Annotated in this window: 3 protein-coding genes; 2 read left to right on the forward strand and 1 reads right to left on the reverse strand. The window is 61.5% G+C overall.

The genetic code is table 11. The features are described from left to right. Positions 1-6: 6 nt before the first annotated feature. Together AC4ANK_RS10590 and AC4ANK_RS10595 are read left to right on the forward strand one after the other, a co-directional pair. On the forward strand, positions 7-6462 hold the full coding sequence (locus AC4ANK_RS10590; protein ID WP_031594919.1) for a non-ribosomal peptide synthetase: 6456 nt from the start codon (positions 7-9) through the stop codon (positions 6460-6462). 1 nt (position 6463) lies between these two features. Continuing rightward, positions 6464-15091, forward strand: coding sequence for an amino acid adenylation domain-containing protein (locus tag AC4ANK_RS10595; protein WP_460382994.1), 8628 nt, complete (start codon positions 6464-6466; stop codon positions 15089-15091). Between the two features lie 135 nt (positions 15092-15226). Here AC4ANK_RS10595 and AC4ANK_RS10600 read toward each other — a convergent pair whose 3' ends face one another. Further along, on the reverse strand, positions 15227-17632 hold the full coding sequence (locus tag AC4ANK_RS10600; RefSeq protein WP_002552933.1) for a TonB-dependent siderophore receptor: 2406 nt from the start codon (positions 17630-17632) through the stop codon (positions 15227-15229). Between the last annotated feature and the right edge of the window lie 66 nt (positions 17633-17698).

Consider the following 17698-nt stretch of genomic DNA (forward strand, 5'->3'; position numbering starts at 1 on the left):
ACCCCAGTGCAACAGTTGCTTGACTCCGTTAAATCGCTGTCCGCCCGTGAACGCAAGGCGCTGGCGGTCCTGCTCAAGCGCCAGGGGGTGAATCTCTACGGGGTCACGCCGATCGCTGTAAGGGAGACGCAGGCCCCGTCTGCGCTCTCCTATGCGCAGCAGCGGCAATGGATCATCTGGCAACTGGAACCGCACAGCGCGGCCTACAACATTCCGCTGGCGCTGCGCCTGCATGGCGCGCTGGATGTCGAGGCATTACGGCGTAGCGTCGAACACCTGATCGAGCGTCACGAAACCCTGCGCACCACGTTTGAACAGCAGGGCGACGAGGCGTTGCAGGTGGTGCATCCGGCGTCGTCGTTTGCGCTCGAAGTTGATCAACTGGCGGCTGGCGAAACGGTCGAGCGTTATGTCGATCAGGAAGTGCAACAGCCCTTCGATCTGCAACACGGGCCGCTGTTGCGGGTCAGGCTGCTCAAACTGAGCGAGCAGGAGCACGTACTGGTGCTGACCCAGCACCACATCGTCTCCGATGGCTGGTCGATGCCGATCATGGTCGACGAGCTGATGCAGTGCTATCAGGCCGCCACGCTGGGCCGCAAGGCCGAATTGACGCCGTTGCCGATTCAGTACGCCGACTATGCCCTCTGGCAGCGCAACTGGCTGGAAATGGGCGAGCAGGAACGCCAGCTTGCGTACTGGAAGCAACAGCTGGGCGAGCAACAGCCGATTCTGGAACTGCCCACCGATCGACCGCGCCCGGCGCTGCGCAGCTACGAAGGAGCGCGATTGAATGTCGAGCTGGATGCCGCGCTGCTGAACGACCTCAAGACTCTGGCGCGGCAGCAGGGCATCACCCTGTTCATGCTGTTGCTGGCGTCGTTACAGACCTTGTTGCACCGCTACAGCGGTCAGGCCGATATACGCGTCGGCGTGCCCGTCGCCAACCGCACCCGCAGCGAAACCCAGGGGCTGATCGGTTTCTTCGTCAACACCCAGGTGCTCAAGGCCGACTTCGACACGCAAACCACCGTGGCCGGGTTGCTGCAACAGATCAAGCAGACTGCTGTCGAGGCCCAAGCCCATCAAGACCTGCCGTTCGAACAACTGGTCGAAGCCTTACAACCGCAGCGCGACTTGAGCCGCAGCCCACTGTTTCAGGTGGCCTACAACCACCAGAGCGAAGGCCACAACGAGGCCCGCGAACTGGCCGGTCTGCGCCTGGAATATCAGGTGTCCGACAAACACACGGCGCAGTTCGACCTGGCCCTGGACACCTGCGAACGCCCGAACGGCCTAGCCGCTTCGTTGACCTACGCCACCGACCTGTTCGACGCCGCAACCATCGAGCGCATGGCCGGGCATTGGTGCAACCTGCTGAATGGCATGTGCCGCGACGCCAACCAGCGTATCGCTGATCTGCCGCTGTTAAGCGTCGAAGAACGGCAAGACGCCTTGCGCGACTGGAACCCTAACCTTGCGGTTTATCCAAGTGAATATTGCGCCCATCAACGTATCGAAACCCAGACCGAGCGCACGCCGTTGGCCATTGCCCTGACTTTTGCTGGCGAGCAACTGAGCTATCAACAGCTCAACTGCCGCGCCAACCAGGTGGCCCATAAACTGCGCGAGCAGGGCGTTGGCCCGGATGTTCGCGTGGGGCTGGCCGCTGAACGCAGTCTGGACATGATTGTAGGGATGCTGGCGATCCTCAAGGCCGGTGGCGCATACGTGCCACTGGACCCGGATTACCCGCAGGATCGCCTGAGCTTTCTGATGCACGACAGCGGTATCGAATTGTTGCTGACCCAGGCGCATTTGCTTGGGCACCTGCCGATTCCTGCACATGTTCAGACACTGGATCTGGCGGATGCGCTGGACGGTTACAGCACGGAAACCCCGGTCAACCAGACCTCGCCGGACAATCTGGCCTACGTGATCTACACCTCCGGCTCGACCGGCAAGCCGAAAGGCACCTTGCTCGCCCATCACAACCTGATGCGCCTGTTTGCTGCCACGGACGAGTGGTTTGCTTTCAACGAAAAGGACGTGTGGACGCTATTCCATTCCTTCGCCTTCGACTTCTCGGTGTGGGAGATTTTCGGCGCGCTGCTGCATGGCGGCCGACTGGTTATCGTGCCGCGCGAGGTGACCCGTTCGCCGGAAGACTTCCATGCGCTGCTGGTGGAACAGCGCGTCACAGTGCTTAACCAGACGCCGTCGGCGTTCAAGCAGTTGATGCGTGTGGCGTGTGATTCGCCCGTGCCGATGTCGCTGGAAAAAGTCATCTTCGGCGGCGAAGCGCTGGACGTGGCCAGCCTGAAGCCGTGGTTCGACCGTTTCGGCGATCAGGCAGCGCAGTTGATCAACATGTACGGCATTACCGAAACCACCGTGCATGTCACTTACCGACCAATCACCGAGGCCGACACGCAAAACCCGGCCAGCCCGATTGGCGAGGCGATCCCGGATTTGTCGTGGTACGTGCTGGACGCTGATTTCAATCCGGTCGCCCAAGGCTGCAGCGGCGAACTGCACATTGGCCATGCGGGTCTGGCGCGGGGTTATCACAACCGTGCGGCGCTGACTGCCGAACGCTTCGTGCCGGACCCGTTCTCCAGCGACGGCGGTCGCCTGTACCGCACCGGCGACCTGGCCCGTTATCGCGCTGCCGGAGTGATCGAATACGCCGGGCGTATCGACCATCAGGTGAAGATCCGTGGTTTCCGCATTGAACTGGGTGAAATCGAAGCGCGGCTGCAAGCGCACCCGACCGTGCGCGAAGTGATCGTGCTGGCCGTGGACGGGCAATTGGCCGCGTATCTAGTCCCAGCCGAGCCTGATCAGGATCAGCAAAGCCTGCGCGAAACCCTGAAGACCGAGCTCCGTGCGCATCTGCCGGATTACATGGTGCCGACGCATTTTATCGTCCTCGACGAGATGCCGCTGACCGCCAACGGCAAGCTGGACCGCAAGGCGCTGCCCGCGCCGGATGCCAGCCAGTTGCAGGCGACCTACATCGCCCCGCAAGGCGATCTGGAACAACAACTGGCGGCGATCTGGGCTGATGTGCTGAAAGTTGAGCAGGTCGGGCGTAGCGACAACTTTTTTGAACTGGGCGGGCATTCGTTGCTCGCCACTCAGGTGATCTCGCGCATCCGTCAGCAACTGGACGTCGAACTGTCGTTGCGCGACCTGTTCGAAGCGCGTGATCTGGCAGCCTTCGCCCAGGCGGCGGGCAACGGGCAGGGCAATGCTGCGCCACGCTTTATCAAGGCCGACCGCAGCCAGCCGCTGGGCTTGTCTTACGCGCAGCAGCGCCAGTGGTTTCTCTGGCAGCTTGATCCAGAAAGCACTGCTTACACCATTCCTGCGGCCCTGCGTCTGAGCGGCTCGCTGGACATTGCCGCGCTGGAGCACAGTTTCAGCGCATTGATTGCCCGCCACGAAACCCTGCGCACTACCTTCCGCCAGCAGGGCGAACAGGCTGTGCAGATCATCCATGCGCCGCTTGCCTTGACCCTGATGGTCGAGTCCGTGCCTGCCGGTCAAACCCTTGAAGCCTGCGTGCAGCAGGAAATGCAGCGCCCGTTCGATCTGGAAAAGGGCCCGCTGCTGCGCGTTCGCTTGCTGAACCTTGCTGCTGACGAACATGTGCTGATTCTGACCCAGCACCACATCGTTTCCGATGGCTGGTCGATGCCGATCATGGTCGATGAACTGGTGCGCCTGTACGAAGGCTACAGCCAGGGCCGTGAGGTGGTGTTGACCGCGCTGGACATGCAATACGCCGACTACGCGCTGTGGCAGCGCAACTGGATGGACGCCGGAGAACAGGCGCGGCAGCTGGATTACTGGAAGCAGCAACTGGGCGAACAGCAGCCGATTCTGGAATTGCCCGCCGATCATCCGCGCCCTGTCGTGCAAAGCCACGCCGGTGCGCGGCTGGCGGTCGAGCTGGCGCCAGCGTTGATCGACGACTTGAAACAGGTCGCGCGGCAACAGGGCGTCACACTGTTCATGCTGTTGCTGGCATCGTTCCAGACCTTGCTGCATCGCCACAGCGGCCAGCCGGACATTCGTGTCGGCGTGCCGATTGCCAACCGCACCCGCGCGGAAACCGAAGGCCTGATCGGTTTCTTCGTCAACACCCAGGTGCTGCGCGCCGAATTCGACCTGCACACCACGTTCAGCGAGCTGCTGCAGCAGGTCAAACATGCGGCCCTGCAAGCTCAAGCGCATCAGGAACTGCCGTTCGAACAGCTGGTCGAGGCCTTGCAACCTCAACGCAGCCTCAGCCACAGCCCGCTGTTCCAGGTGATGTTCAACCACCAGAGCCAGGCCAGCGCCGAGGTGCGCGCACTGCCCGGTTTGCAGGTCGAAGCGCTGACTTCCGAGAGCTATCCGGCGCAGTTCGACCTGACCCTCAACACCGCCGAACACGATGGCGGTTTGAGTGCGGGCCTGACCTATGCCACCGCGCTGTTCGAGCGCAGCACCATCGAGCGCATGGCCGGGCACTGGCTCGCGCTGTTGCAGGCCATTTGCGCCAATGCGGGTCAGCGCATCGCTGAAGTGCCAATGCTTGACGCTGCCGAACAGCAGCAGATTGTTCGCGACTGGAACGCCACAGCTGCCGATTTCCCTGGCGAGCACTGTCTACACAGCCTGATCGAGGCGCAGGTGCTGGCCACGCCAGACGCTCCGGCGCTGATTTTTGCGGCTGAACAACTGAGCTATGCGCAACTTAACGCCCGCGCCAACCAGCTTGCCCACCGCTTGCGTGAAGCGGGTGTCGGTCCGGACGTGCTGGTGGGGATTTGTGTCGAGCGCAGCGTGGATATGGTCATTGGTCTGCTGGCGATCATCAAGGCCGGTGGCGCTTACGTGCCGTTGGACCCGGATTACCCCGAGGACCGTCTGGCTTACATGATGCAGGACAGCGGTGTCGGTTTGCTGTTGACCCAGAGTGCGCTGCTACAGCGCCTGCCGGTTCAAGTACAGAGCCTTTGTCTGGATCAGGAGGGCGATTGGCTGGCCGGTTACAGCACTGCCAACCCGGAAAACCTCAGCCATCCGCTGAATCTTGCGTATGTGATTTACACCTCCGGCTCAACCGGCAAGCCCAAGGGCGCGGGCAACAGCCATCGCGCCCTGGTCAACCGTTTGCACTGGATGCAGAAGGCTTACGCGCTGGATGGCAGCGATACGATATTGCAGAAAACCCCGTTCAGCTTCGACGTGTCGGTGTGGGAATTCTTCTGGCCGCTGCTGACCGGCGCACGTTTGGCCGTGGCGTTGCCGGGCGATCATCGCGATCCGGAGCGGCTGGTGCAGACCATCCGCGAACATCAGGTCACGACGCTGCACTTTGTCCCGTCGATGCTCCAGGCGTTTCTCACCCATCCTCAGGTGGAAAGCTGTAACAGCTTGCGTCGTGTGGTATGCAGCGGCGAAGCACTGCCTGCCGAACTGGCCGGTCAGGTGCTCAAGCGTCTGCCGCAAGTGGGCTTGTACAACCTGTATGGCCCGACCGAAGCGGCTATCGACGTGACGCATTGGACTTGCACCCCGGACGACGTGCTCAGCGTGCCGATTGGTCGACCTATCGATAACCTGAAAACCCATATCCTCGACGACGGATTGCTGCCTGCCGCGCAGGGCGTTGCGGCAGAGCTGTACATCGGCGGTATCGGTCTGGCGCGGGGTTATCACAACCGCGCGGCGCTGACGGCTGAACGCTTTGTGCCGGACCCGTTCGACGAGCAGGGCGGGCGTCTTTACCGCACCGGGGATCTGGCGCGTTATCGCGATGAAGGCGTTATCGAATACGCCGGTCGTATCGACCATCAGGTGAAGATTCGCGGCCTGCGTATCGAACTGGGCGAGATCGAAGCCAGCCTGCTGGAACACGAAAACGTTCAGGAAGCTGTAGTTGTCGACGTTGACGGCTCATCCGGCAAGCAGCTGGCAGCCTATCTGGTGGCTGAGCACAGTGGCGATCACCTGCGGGATGCACTCAAGGCGTATCTCAAGGAAACACTGCCCGATTACATGGTGCCGACCCACTTCGTCTGGCTGGCAAGCATGCCGCTGAGCGCCAACGGCAAGCTGGATCGCAAAGCCCTGCCGGCACCGGACGCCAGCCAGTTGCAGCGCCAGTACGTCGCGCCGTCGACTGAACAGGAGCAGCAAATGGCTGCGATCTGGGCCGACGTGCTGAAAGTCGAGCGCGTCGGGTTGAGCGACGATTTCTTCGAACTGGGCGGCCATTCGCTGCTGGCCACACAACTGATTTCCAGAATTCACACGGGCCTGGGGATCGACATCCCGCTGCGCCTGATTTTCGAGAAACCGCAATTGAACGAATTTATTCAGGCTTTCGCGAGCAGCGGTTTGTCGCTGACCGAGGACGGCTTGTCCGATATTGAAAAAATGATGAATGAAATGGCGGGTATCTGACATGGACAAGTCTGCAGCAGAGCGTATCGCCCAGCGTTTCGTTGGTTTGCCCGTCGAACAGCGCCGCCAGATTCTGAACAAGATGCAAGAGACCGGGCAGAGCTTCAAACTGCTGCCCATCGCTGTAACCCGGCATGATGTAGCGCGTATCCCGCTGTCCTACGCCCAGCAGCGCATGCTGTTTCTCTGGCAGATGGAACCGGGCAACGCCGCGTACAACGTGCCTATGGCAGTGCGTCTGAATGGCCGGCTGGACCGCCAGGCATTGAGCGCAGCGCTGGACAGGCTGGTGCAGCGCCACGAAACCCTGCGCACCCGGTTTGTTTCCGAGGACGGCGCGTTCTATCAGGAGATTCTTCAGCAGGCGACCGTTGCCCTTGAGTTTGCCTCGGTTGCGCCAGCCGACATCGAAAACCAGGTGCGCGCCGAGCTGCAAAAGCCCTTCGATTTGCTCAGCGGTACATTACTGCGGGTCAGGCTGTTTCAATTGGCTGAAACCGAGCACGTCCTGACCGTGTGCATGCATCACATCGTTTCCGATGGCTGGTCCGGCGAAGTGCTGATTCGTGAGTTTGTGCAGTTGTATCAGGCACAGCTCTCCGGGCAGACAGCGCAATTGCCTGCGTTGGCGGTTCAATACGCCGACTACGCGATCTGGCAGCGCGCGTGGCTGGAAGCCGGGGAGGGTGAGCGGCAGTTGAACTACTGGAAACAGCAGTTGGGCACAGAGCATCCGCTATTGAGCCTGCCGCTGGATCATCCGCGTCCGCTGCAACCGAGCCAGCGTGGCGCGACTGTGCGCGTCGATGTGCCGGAACAATTGTCCGCGCAACTAAAAAGCCTTGCGCGCAATAGCGGCCAGACCTTGTTCATGCTGACTCTGGCGGCGCTGTCGTTGGTGCTGTCGCGCTTCAGTGGTCAGACCGACATTCGCATCGGCGCGCCCAATGCCGGGCGCACCCGCAGCGAGCTGGAAGGCCTGATTGGTTTCTTCATCAATACTCAAGTGTTGCGTGTGCAGGTGGACGAACAGCAGAGCTTTGCGCAGTTGCTGGATCAGGTGAAACAGGTCGTGACCGGTGCCCAGTCGCATCAGGAACTGCCCTTTGAACATCTGGTGGATGCGCTGGCGCCCGAGCGTAATCTGGGCCACAACCCGTTGTTCCAGTTCAAGATCAATCAGCATGTGCTGGCGGCCGACGACAGCGGGCAACGTGTGTCGGGCCTGACCGTCGATGAATTTCCGATTGGCAGCAGCGATGCGCGCTTTGATCTGGCCTTCGACTTCACCGACACGCCGGGCGGCATACGCGGTTATTTCACTTACGCCACCGACCTGTTCGAGCCATCGACCATCGAGCGCATGGCCGAGGCGCTGCGCGCTGTACTGCAAGCGCTGGTCGCAGACACCGACCAGCGACTTGCCGATCAGCCGCAAACGGTGTCGCTGCCGATTGCTGAACAGACCGCCGATTTTGCCTGCGACGACTTCCTCAGCCTGTGGCAACAGGGCCTGCGCATCGGACGTGGTAAGACCGCGTTGCGCGTTGGCCAGCAGGTGTTGAGCTTTGATGAACTTGAACAACGCAGTAACCAGTTCGCCCGCTACCTGCATACGCAGGACATCAAGCCGGGCATGATCGTTGCGCTGTGCCTGGACCGCTCTGTGGAATGGGTGGTCAGCCTGCTGGCAGTGCTCAAACTCGGTGCCGTTTACCTGCCGCTGGACAGCGCACAACCTGCCGAGCGTTTGCAGCAACTGGTTCGTGACAGCGGCGCGGCGTTGCTGATTCACGCGTCCGGCGACGACAAGGCCGCGCAACTGGGTGTGTGCCCGGTACTGGCCTTCGATGCTGCGCTATGGTCCGCGGTGGATGGCAGTGCGCTGAATGTGCGTGTCATCGCCGGGCAACCGGCGTACATCATCTACACCTCCGGCTCCACCGGGCAGCCGAAGGGCGTGGTGATCAGCCACGGCGCGCTGGCCAACTACGTGCAGGGCGTGCTTGAGCGCCTGTCGCTGGATGACGGGGCGAGCATGGCGATGGTGTCGACGGTCGCCGCAGACCTGGGCCATACGCTGCTGTTCGGTGCGCTGGCGTCCGGTCGGCCGCTGCATTTGCTGTCTCATGAGCAGGCGTTCGACCCTGATGGCTTCGCCCGTTACATGGCTGAGCATCAGGTTGAAGTGCTGAAAATCGTACCCAGCCATTTGCAGGGGCTGCTGCAAGCCTCCAACCCGGCCGACGTGCTGCCGGGCCAATTGCTGATTCTGGGTGGCGAGGCCAGTTCCTGGGCGTTGATCGAGCAAATCCGCGCGCTCAAACCGGGCTGCCGGATCGTCAACCACTACGGCCCGACGGAAACCACGGTCGGCATCCTCACCCATGAAGTCGCCGAGCGCGTTGACGCTTGCCGCAGTGTGCCGGTCGGTCAACCACTGGCCAATGGCAAAGCGCGGGTGCTGGACGCCTATCTCAAGCCGGTTGCCGAGCGTGTGGCAGGCGAGCTGTATCTGGGCGGTCAAGGCTTGGCGCAGGGCTATCTGGGCCGTGCGGCGATGACCGCCGAACGCTTCGTGCCGGACCCGCATGCCGATGGTCAGCGCCTGTACCGTGCGGGTGACCGCGCGCGCTGGGTGGACGGCGTGCTGGAGTACCTGGGGCGCGCGGATGATCAGGTGAAAATCCGCGGTTACCGGGTCGAGCCGGGGGAAGTCGGCCAGTTACTGCAAACCCTGGAAAACGTCGCCGAAGTCGTGGTGCTGGCGCAGCCGCTGGAAAGCGACGAAACACGCCTGCAACTGGTGGCGTACTGCGTTGCGGCGGCCGGTGCGAGCCTGAATGTCGAAGGCCTGCGCGAGCAACTGGCTGCGCGCTTGCCCGAATACCTGGTGCCCGCGCAGATCATGCTGCTGGACAGGCTGCCCGTGACGGCCAACGGCAAGCTCGACAAGCGCGCCTTGCCTAAACCCGGCGTGGTCAAACAGCGCTACACCGCGCCAGTCGGCGAGATCGAGGAAAAGCTCGCCGCCGTGTGGGCGGACGTACTGAAGCTGGAACAGGTCGGCAGCACCGACAACTTTTTCGAACTGGGCGGCGACTCGATTCTCAGTCTGCAGATCATCGCTCGCGCCAAGCGCCAGGGCATCAAGCTCAGCCCCAAGCAGTTGTTCGAAAAGCAGACCATCGGCCAGTTGGCCTCGGTGGCAAAACTGATCCAGAAAAAGCCTGCTGCGGTGGCTGAACAGGTCAGTGGCTCGCTGCCGTTGCTGCCGATTCAGGCACGTTTCTTTGAACAGGATATTCCCGAGCGTCAGCACTGGAATCAGGCGCTGATGCTCAAGCCCCTGCAAACGCTGGATGCAATCCACCTTCAAGCTGCACTGACCGCGCTGATCGAACAGCACGACGCGCTGCGTCTGGGTTTCACCCAACAGAACGGCCAATGGCAAGCCACGTTCGGCGCGCTGAACACTCGCGACCTGCTGTGGACCCACGAACTGGACAGTGCCGAGCGCTTGTCTGAACTGGCCGACGAAGCACAACGCAGTCTGGACCTGAAAAACGGCCCGTTGCTGCGTGCGGTGCTGGTCGACTTGCCGCAGGGCGAGCAGCGTTTGTTGCTGGTGATCCATCACCTGGTGGTGGATGGCGTGTCGTGGCGGGTGCTGCTGGAAGATCTGCAACAGGCGTATGTCGCCATCGCAACAGGCCAGCCATTGGCGCTGGCGACGAAAACCAGCTCGCTGCAAAGCTGGGCCGAGCACTTGCAGGCCTACGCGCAAAGCCCTGTGCTGGCGCAGGAACTGGATTATTGGCAGATGCAGTTGCAGGACGTCAGCGACGCCTTGCCCAGCGATCACCCGCACGGCGGTCAGCAACAGAAGCACGCGCTGTCGGTGGTCACGCAACTGAATGGCGAGCAGACCCGGCAGCTGTTGCAAGACGCTCCGGCGGCTTATCGCACGCAGATCAACGACCTGCTACTGACCGCGCTGGCGCGGGTGGTCAGTCGCTGGACCGCGCAACCGCATGCCCTGATTCGTCTGGAAGGGCATGGCCGCGAAGACCTCTTCGACACACTGGACATCACCCGTACGGTCGGCTGGTTCAGCAACCTGTATCCGGTCCGGCTCACGCCGCAGGCCACGTTGGCCGATTCGCTCATGACCATCAAGGAACAGCTGCGCGCAGTGCCCGACAAGGGCATTGGTTACGGCGCCCTGCGTTATCTGGGCAGTGAATCGGCGCGGCAGACCCTGCAAGCGTTGCCGCTGGGCAGTATCGTGTTCAATTACCTCGGGCAGTTCGACGGCAGCTTCGACGCACAAGGCGCGTTGTTCACGCCCTCGGCCGAGAGCAGCGGCGCGTCGCAGAGCGCCGATGCGCCGCTGAGTGCGCCGGTCAGCATCAATGGCCAGGTGTATGGCGGCGAATTGCGCCTGAGCTGGACCTTCAGCGGTGCGGTATTTGAACGCGACACCGTGCAGCGGCTGGCCGACGAATACGCGGTTGAACTGCAACAATTGATTGCGCATTGCACCACTGACGGCGTGGCTGGGGTAACTCCGTCGGACTTCCCACTGGCACGCCTGAGCCAGTCGCAGTTGAGCAGTTTGCCAATCCCTGCGGCGCAGATCGAAGACATCTACCCGCTGGCACCGATGCAGCAGGGCATGCTGTTCCACACCCTGTTCGAGCAGGACGCGGGCAATTACATTAACCAGATGCGCGTCGAGGTCAGTGGCCTGGACGTGCCGCGTTTCCGTGCCGCCTGGCAGGCCACGCTGGATGCCCATGAAGTACTGCGCAGCGGCTTTGTCAGCCATCTTGAGCAGTCGCTGCAAGTGGTGTTGCGCAATGTCAGCATGCCGTTTGTCGAACTGGATGCTCGTGCGCAATCAGGCGAATGGATCGACGATTGGGCGAATGCCGATCGCCAGCAGGGCTTCGACCTGGCTCGGGGGCCACTTCTGCGCCTGGCCGTATTGCGCACTGGCGAACAGACGCATCAACTGATCTACACCAGCCATCACATTCTCATGGATGGCTGGAGCAGCTCGCGCCTGCTGGGCGAGGTGCTGCAACGCTACAGCGGCCAGACGCTGCCGAGGCAAGTCAGTCGTTATCGCGACTATATCGAATGGCTGCAACGCCAGGATGCTGCGCTCAGTGAACGTTCCTGGACCGGCCAGCTTGCCGAACTGGACGAGCCGACCCGGCTGGTTCAGGCCTTCAAAGCGTCCGGGAGCGAGCAGGGGCATGGCGATTACCTGCAACTGATCGATGCCGATGGCACCCGCCAGTTGAGCGAGTTTGCCCGCGAGCAGCGCGTCACCCTCAACACGCTGGTGCAATCGGCCTGGCTGCTGGTGCTGCAACGCTACACGGGGCAGTCCAGCGTGACCTTCGGCGCAACCGTGGCCGGGCGTCCGGCTGACCTGCCGGGCGTCGAGGAGCAACTGGGGCTGTTCATCAACACCTTGCCGGTAATCGCCAGCCCGCGCCCGGAACAGCGGGTGGCGGACTGGGTTCAGCAAGTGCAGGCGAAGAACATCGCCCTGCGTGAGCATGAACACACACCGTTGTACGAGATTCAACGCTGGGCACGCAGCGCTGGCGAGGCGCTGTTCGACAACATTCTGGTGTTCGAAAACTACCCGGTTTCCGAAGCGCTGCAACAGTCCGCGCCGCAGGGGCTGGTGTTCGGCGGCCTGCACACCCAGGAGCAGACTCATTACCCGCTGACTCTGGTGGTCAATCTGGGCGAAACCCTGTCGATGCGCTTCAGCTATGCCCGCCAGCATTTCAGCGAGCAGCACATGGCGCAGTTGTCGGCGCATCTGAGCCAGGTTTTGCAGGCATTGGTGCGTGATCCGCAGGCGGCGATTGGTGAGCTGGCGCTGTTGGATGATCATGAGCAGCAGCAGATTGTTCGCGACTGGAACGCCACGGCTGTCGATTTCCCTGATGAGCACTGCCTGCACAGCCTGATCGAAGCCCAGGTACAGGCCACGCCGGACGCTCCGGCACTGATTTTTGCGGCTGAACAACTGAGCTATGCGCAACTTAACGCCCGCGCCAACCAGCTTGCCCACCGCTTGCGTGAAGCGGGTGTCGGTCCGGACGTGCTGGTGGGGATTTGTGTCGAGCGTAGTCTGGAACTGGTGGTCGGTTTGCTGGCGATTATCAAGGCAGGTGGCGCTTACGTGCCGCTGGACCCGGATTACCCTGAAGATCGTTTGGCGTACATGATGCAGGACAGCGGCATCGGTTTGCTGCTGACCCAGACTTTGTTGCTGGAAAGTCTGCCGGTTCCTGCTCAGGTACAAAGTCTGTGCCTGGATCAGGACGGCGACTGGCTGGCCGGATACAGCACTGCCAACCCGGAAAACCTCAGCCATCCGCTGAATCTGGCGTATGTGATTTACACCTCGGGTTCGACCGGCAAGCCAAAAGGCGCGGGCAACAGCCATCGCGCCCTGGTCAACCGCTTGCACTGGATGCAGACGGCTTACGCGCTGGATGGCAGCGATACGGTGTTGCAGAAAACCCCGTTCAGCTTCGACGTGTCGGTGTGGGAATTCTTCTGGCCGCTGCTGACCGGAGCACGTTTGGCCGTGGCGTTGCCGGGCGATCATCGCGACCCTGAGCGGCTGGTGCAGACCATCCGCGAACATGAGGTCACGACACTGCACTTTGTCCCGTCGATGCTCCAGGCGTTTCTCACCCATCCTCAGGTGGAAAACTGTAACAGCCTGCGTCGTGTGGTGTGCAGCGGCGAAGCACTGCCTGCCGAACTGGCCGGTCAGGTGCTCAAGCGTCTGCCGCAGGCGGGTTTGTTCAACCTGTACGGCCCGACCGAAGCGGCTATCGACGTCACTCATTGGACCTGCACCCCGGACGACGTGCTCAGCGTGCCGATTGGTCGACCCATCGATAACCTGAAAACCCACATTCTGGATGACGGCTTGCTGCCTGCCGCGCAAGGCGTTGCGGCAGAGCTGTATCTGGGTGGCGTTGGTCTGGCGCGGGGTTATCACAACCGTGCAGCGCTGACGGCTGAACGCTTTGTGCCGGACCCGTTCGACGAGCAGGGCGGGCGTCTTTACCGCACCGGGGATCTGGCGCGTTATCGTGACGAAGGCGTTATCGAATACGCCGGGCGTATCGACCATCAAGTGAAAATTCGCGGGCTGCGTATCGAGCTGGGCGAGATCGAAGCGCGTCTGCATGAGCATGCCGGTGTGCGAGAAGCCAATGTAATCGATATTGACGGGCCTTCCGGCAAGCAGTTGGTGGCGTATCTGGTGCGCACTGATGCTGCTCAGGACTCGGACGCTCTGCGCGAAACCCTGAAAACGCACCTTAAGGCTCACGTGCCGGATCACATGGTGCCGACATACTTTGTCTTCATTGATGTGATGCCGCTGACCGCCAACGGTAAGCTGGATCGCCGGGCACTGCCCAAACCGGACGTGGCTCGTTCACAGCAAGGCCACGTCGCGCCACGTACGGAATTCGAGCAACGTCTTGCCGCGTTGTGGGAGCAGGTGCTGCAAGTCGAACGGGTAGGGCTCAACAACAACTTCTTCGCCCTGGGCGGCCACTCGCTGCTGGCGGTTTCGCTGGCAGGCAGGATTCGCGAGACGTTTGATGTCTCCATCAAACTGCATGATTTCCTGTTGATGCAGACCCTCGGTGAGCTGGCCGATTTCATGCGTACCAATGAGGCTAAGGTCAAATCGGCGGTCATCGTCATGAACGCCAATCGATCGGACAATGCGCCGTTGTTCTGCCTGCCACCGGGCGGTGGCGGCACCTACTCGTATTACCCGCTGGCTGGCCAATTGAGCGACAGCCGACCGGTTTACGGGCTGGTCAACAAGGCTTACGTGGTGCCGGGCTGGTTTGATACGTCGTGGCAGGAAATGGTCGATTACTACGTCGAGCAAATCCGTATGACTCAATCGCACGGGCCTTACAACCTGCTGGGCTGGTCGATGGGCGGTGCGTTGGCCATCGAGGTGGCGCATGTACTTGAGCGTGAGGGCGACACGGTGAGCTTTCTCGGGCTGGTGGACACCCAGTTGCCTGCCTCGGTGGGGATGGAGTGGGTCGAAGAAGCGCCGGAAGTCACCACGCAAAAACAGGGCGAAAACTACTACCGCAGCCTGATCAAAAGCTTGCAGGCGTTTGTGCCGGGCTTGCAGGAAGCGTCGATTGTGGGGCTTATCGAAACCGCCCGGCAGTCGCTGTCCAGCGAGGGTGAGGTGATTGACTGGGTGGTCGACCATGTCGCGCTGGAGGCCGGCATGAACGCCGACAACCTGCGCAGCATATTCCAGGACATCGCCGTGCAGGACGAGATCGAAACCGGTTACAAACTACTGGAAGCCAACGCACAACTGAGCCAGGCATTTACCCTGAAAACGCTTAACGTACAGGCCGATTGCTGGTGGGCCGGGCAGAGCCGTGCGCCAGGACAGATTGCCCGGGCTGAAGCGGTGCTGCTTGAACAGTGCTCGGTCAACGGGCTGCGCAGCTCGACAACGGTTGATCAGCGGCATGACAACGTGGTGCTTGCCGAGGCGTTTCTGCACGGGCTTGCCGAGCGGCTTGTGTGACGCAGAGCGTCACGAACGGCATTCCCACGCGGAGCGTGCGGAACGATAATCCCAGCTATCGTGCGGCGCTCCGCGTCGCATGCAGTTCTGGACGCTCTGCGTCCGATCTTGATTGTAAGACGCGAGCGCGGGCTTCTAAAAATCGCCGCGCAACGTCAGGACGTAGTTGCGCGGGTCGCCGTAGTAGTTGCCGCGGTCGATGTCGCCGGTTGCCTTGTAGTATTTGCGATCCAGCAGGTTGTTGCCGTTGAGGGCCACCGACCAGTGTTCGTCGATCTTCCATGAGGCGCGTGCGTCCCAGATGGCGCGGCCAGGGTTGTCGATGGGCTGGGTCGACTCGTGCTCCGAGTAGCCGCTTTGCGCCGACACACCGCCGCCGACGGTCAGTCGACGCCAGGTGCCGGGCAGGTTGTAGCTGCTGGACAAGCGCAGCATGTGCCGGGGTGTTTCTGCTGAAATCGATTTCCCGTCGCTGCCGCGCGTGAGGTTGAAGGTGTAACCGGCGAGGGTCTGCAAGCCCGGTAACGGCTCACCGCTGATCTCCATGTCGATACCCTTGCTGCGCCGGATGTCGCCATTCACATAGCAGGTGCCGTAAGCGTCGTTGCTCAGGCACTGGCCCGCATTGGCATCGTCCTCGACCGCCACGTCTTTCTGTTTCACATAGAACAGCGCGAAAGACACGTTCAGGCGCTTGTCGAACAACTCGCCCTTGATGCCGGTTTCATGGCTGGCACCGATGGCCGGGTCAAGAAATGCGCCGGATGCCGTTCGATAACCGCTCTGCGGCAGGAAGATATCGGTGTAGCTGGCGTACCACGACCAGTCTCGGTTCAGATCGTAGATCACGCCAACGAACGGCGTGACCTGGTTTTCCTCCTGAGCGCGAGTAGTCACGCCTGCGGACTGGCTCTGATAGTCATACCAGCTGACCCGGCCGCCCATGACCAGGCTCAACGACTCGGTCAGGCTCAGGCGCAGGTTGCTGTAAACGCCATAACGCTTGTCGCTGTAGTCGGTGCTGCGCCAGGCTGGACGAGCAGGTTCAGCAATCGCGTCGTGATCGGGATTGAAGATGTCCAGCGGCCGATTGCTGTTGACGGTGGCATAGCGCGAATCACGTTTTTGCTCAGACCAGTTGCCGCCGATGGTCAACTGGTGGGTCAGGCCAAAGGCGTCGAAACGACCGTCCAGATGGCTGTCGAAACCGTCGCTTTGCAGCGTGTCCGAGCGAAACAGGGTTCTGACCAGTCGTGAACCGCTCTGGGTCGCAGGGTCTATGGCGCCTTGTGCGTACGCGACTTTCTGATCGAAAGCCCCATCGGAGTGAGTGGCAGACAGTGTGCCGCTCCAGTTCTCGTCAAAGCGGGTTTCCAGTTCGCTGAACACCTCGTCGGTGCGGGTCTGATGACGGTTCCAGTCCTGGGCCAAGGAGGTGGAACGCGGCAGATCAATCGCTTTGCCGTTGCTGTAGCGGGGCAGGCCGAAAATCGAATAGCCGTGGGTATCCGCGCTTTGATGGCGCAGGCCCAGCGTGAGCGTGGTGTCTTCGCTCAGGTCGGTTTCCAGAATGCCGTACAACAGCGGCGCAGTCTTTTTCAGGCCGTCGATGTAGTATCCACGGTCTTCGTAAGACGTGACAAAACGCCCGCGCACGCTGCCCGAGTCGTTGAGCTTGCTGCTGCCATCCAGATCGACCCGGTACTGGTCCCAACTGCCGGCGCGGGTGGTGATCGAGAACTGCGGTAAGGCGGTCGGCCGCTTGCGCACCAGATTGACCGCGCCACCGGGGTTGCCCGCGCCGATCAACAGCCCGGCAGCACCGCGCAGCACTTCAACGCGGTCGTAGATCTCCGTGTCCGGGGTCATCCAGCCGGTCACGCTGTAACCCTGACCGGCAACGCCATTGATGGTGTAGCTCTCGTCTTCCAGCGCGAAGCCCCGCGAGCTGAACACATGAGAGCCAAAGTTGCGTTGCGAAAAGGTGATGCCAGGCGTCTGCGCCATCACCTCGTCGAGGCCGTTGAGGTTTTTGTCGTTCATCAACTGACGGGTCATGACCGTGACCGATTGCGGGGTTTCGCGCAGCGATTGTGATGCCTTGTTGATGCTCACGCCGGTCGCCGCATACGAGCCGCTGCCCTCGGTGGTGATACCGAACGGGTCGCCCTTGATCGCCACTGGCCCAAGGTTCATGGGTTGCGCTGACGCCGCGCTGCCGAGGGTCAGGGTGTCGGCCTCGAGGTTGTGCGTTACACCAGCCTGTTTCAGCAGATCCGCGACCGCCTGTTCAGGCGTCAACCTGCCGTGCACCGGGCTGCTGAACTTGCCGTTCACATCATCGGGGTTGTAAAGAATTTGCAGGTCGCCCTGGCGCCCCAGCTCTTTAAGGGCGCTGTTCAAGGGTTGTGCGGGGATATCGAAGTCGAACTCTTCAGCCAGTGCCTCGCCCTGAAAAGCCAATGCCAGCACCAGCCCGCCCAGACGCAAGCCAAGCGTTTTCACGCGGCCTGTGCGCAGACGGCTGAAGGGTGTTGGCATGGGAAGGATGGCTCATTGAAATCGAGGGTGCAGGATAAATGCAAATCCCTGTGGGAGCGAACTTGT

The organism is Pseudomonas sp. Pmew2 (assembly GCF_058129885.1).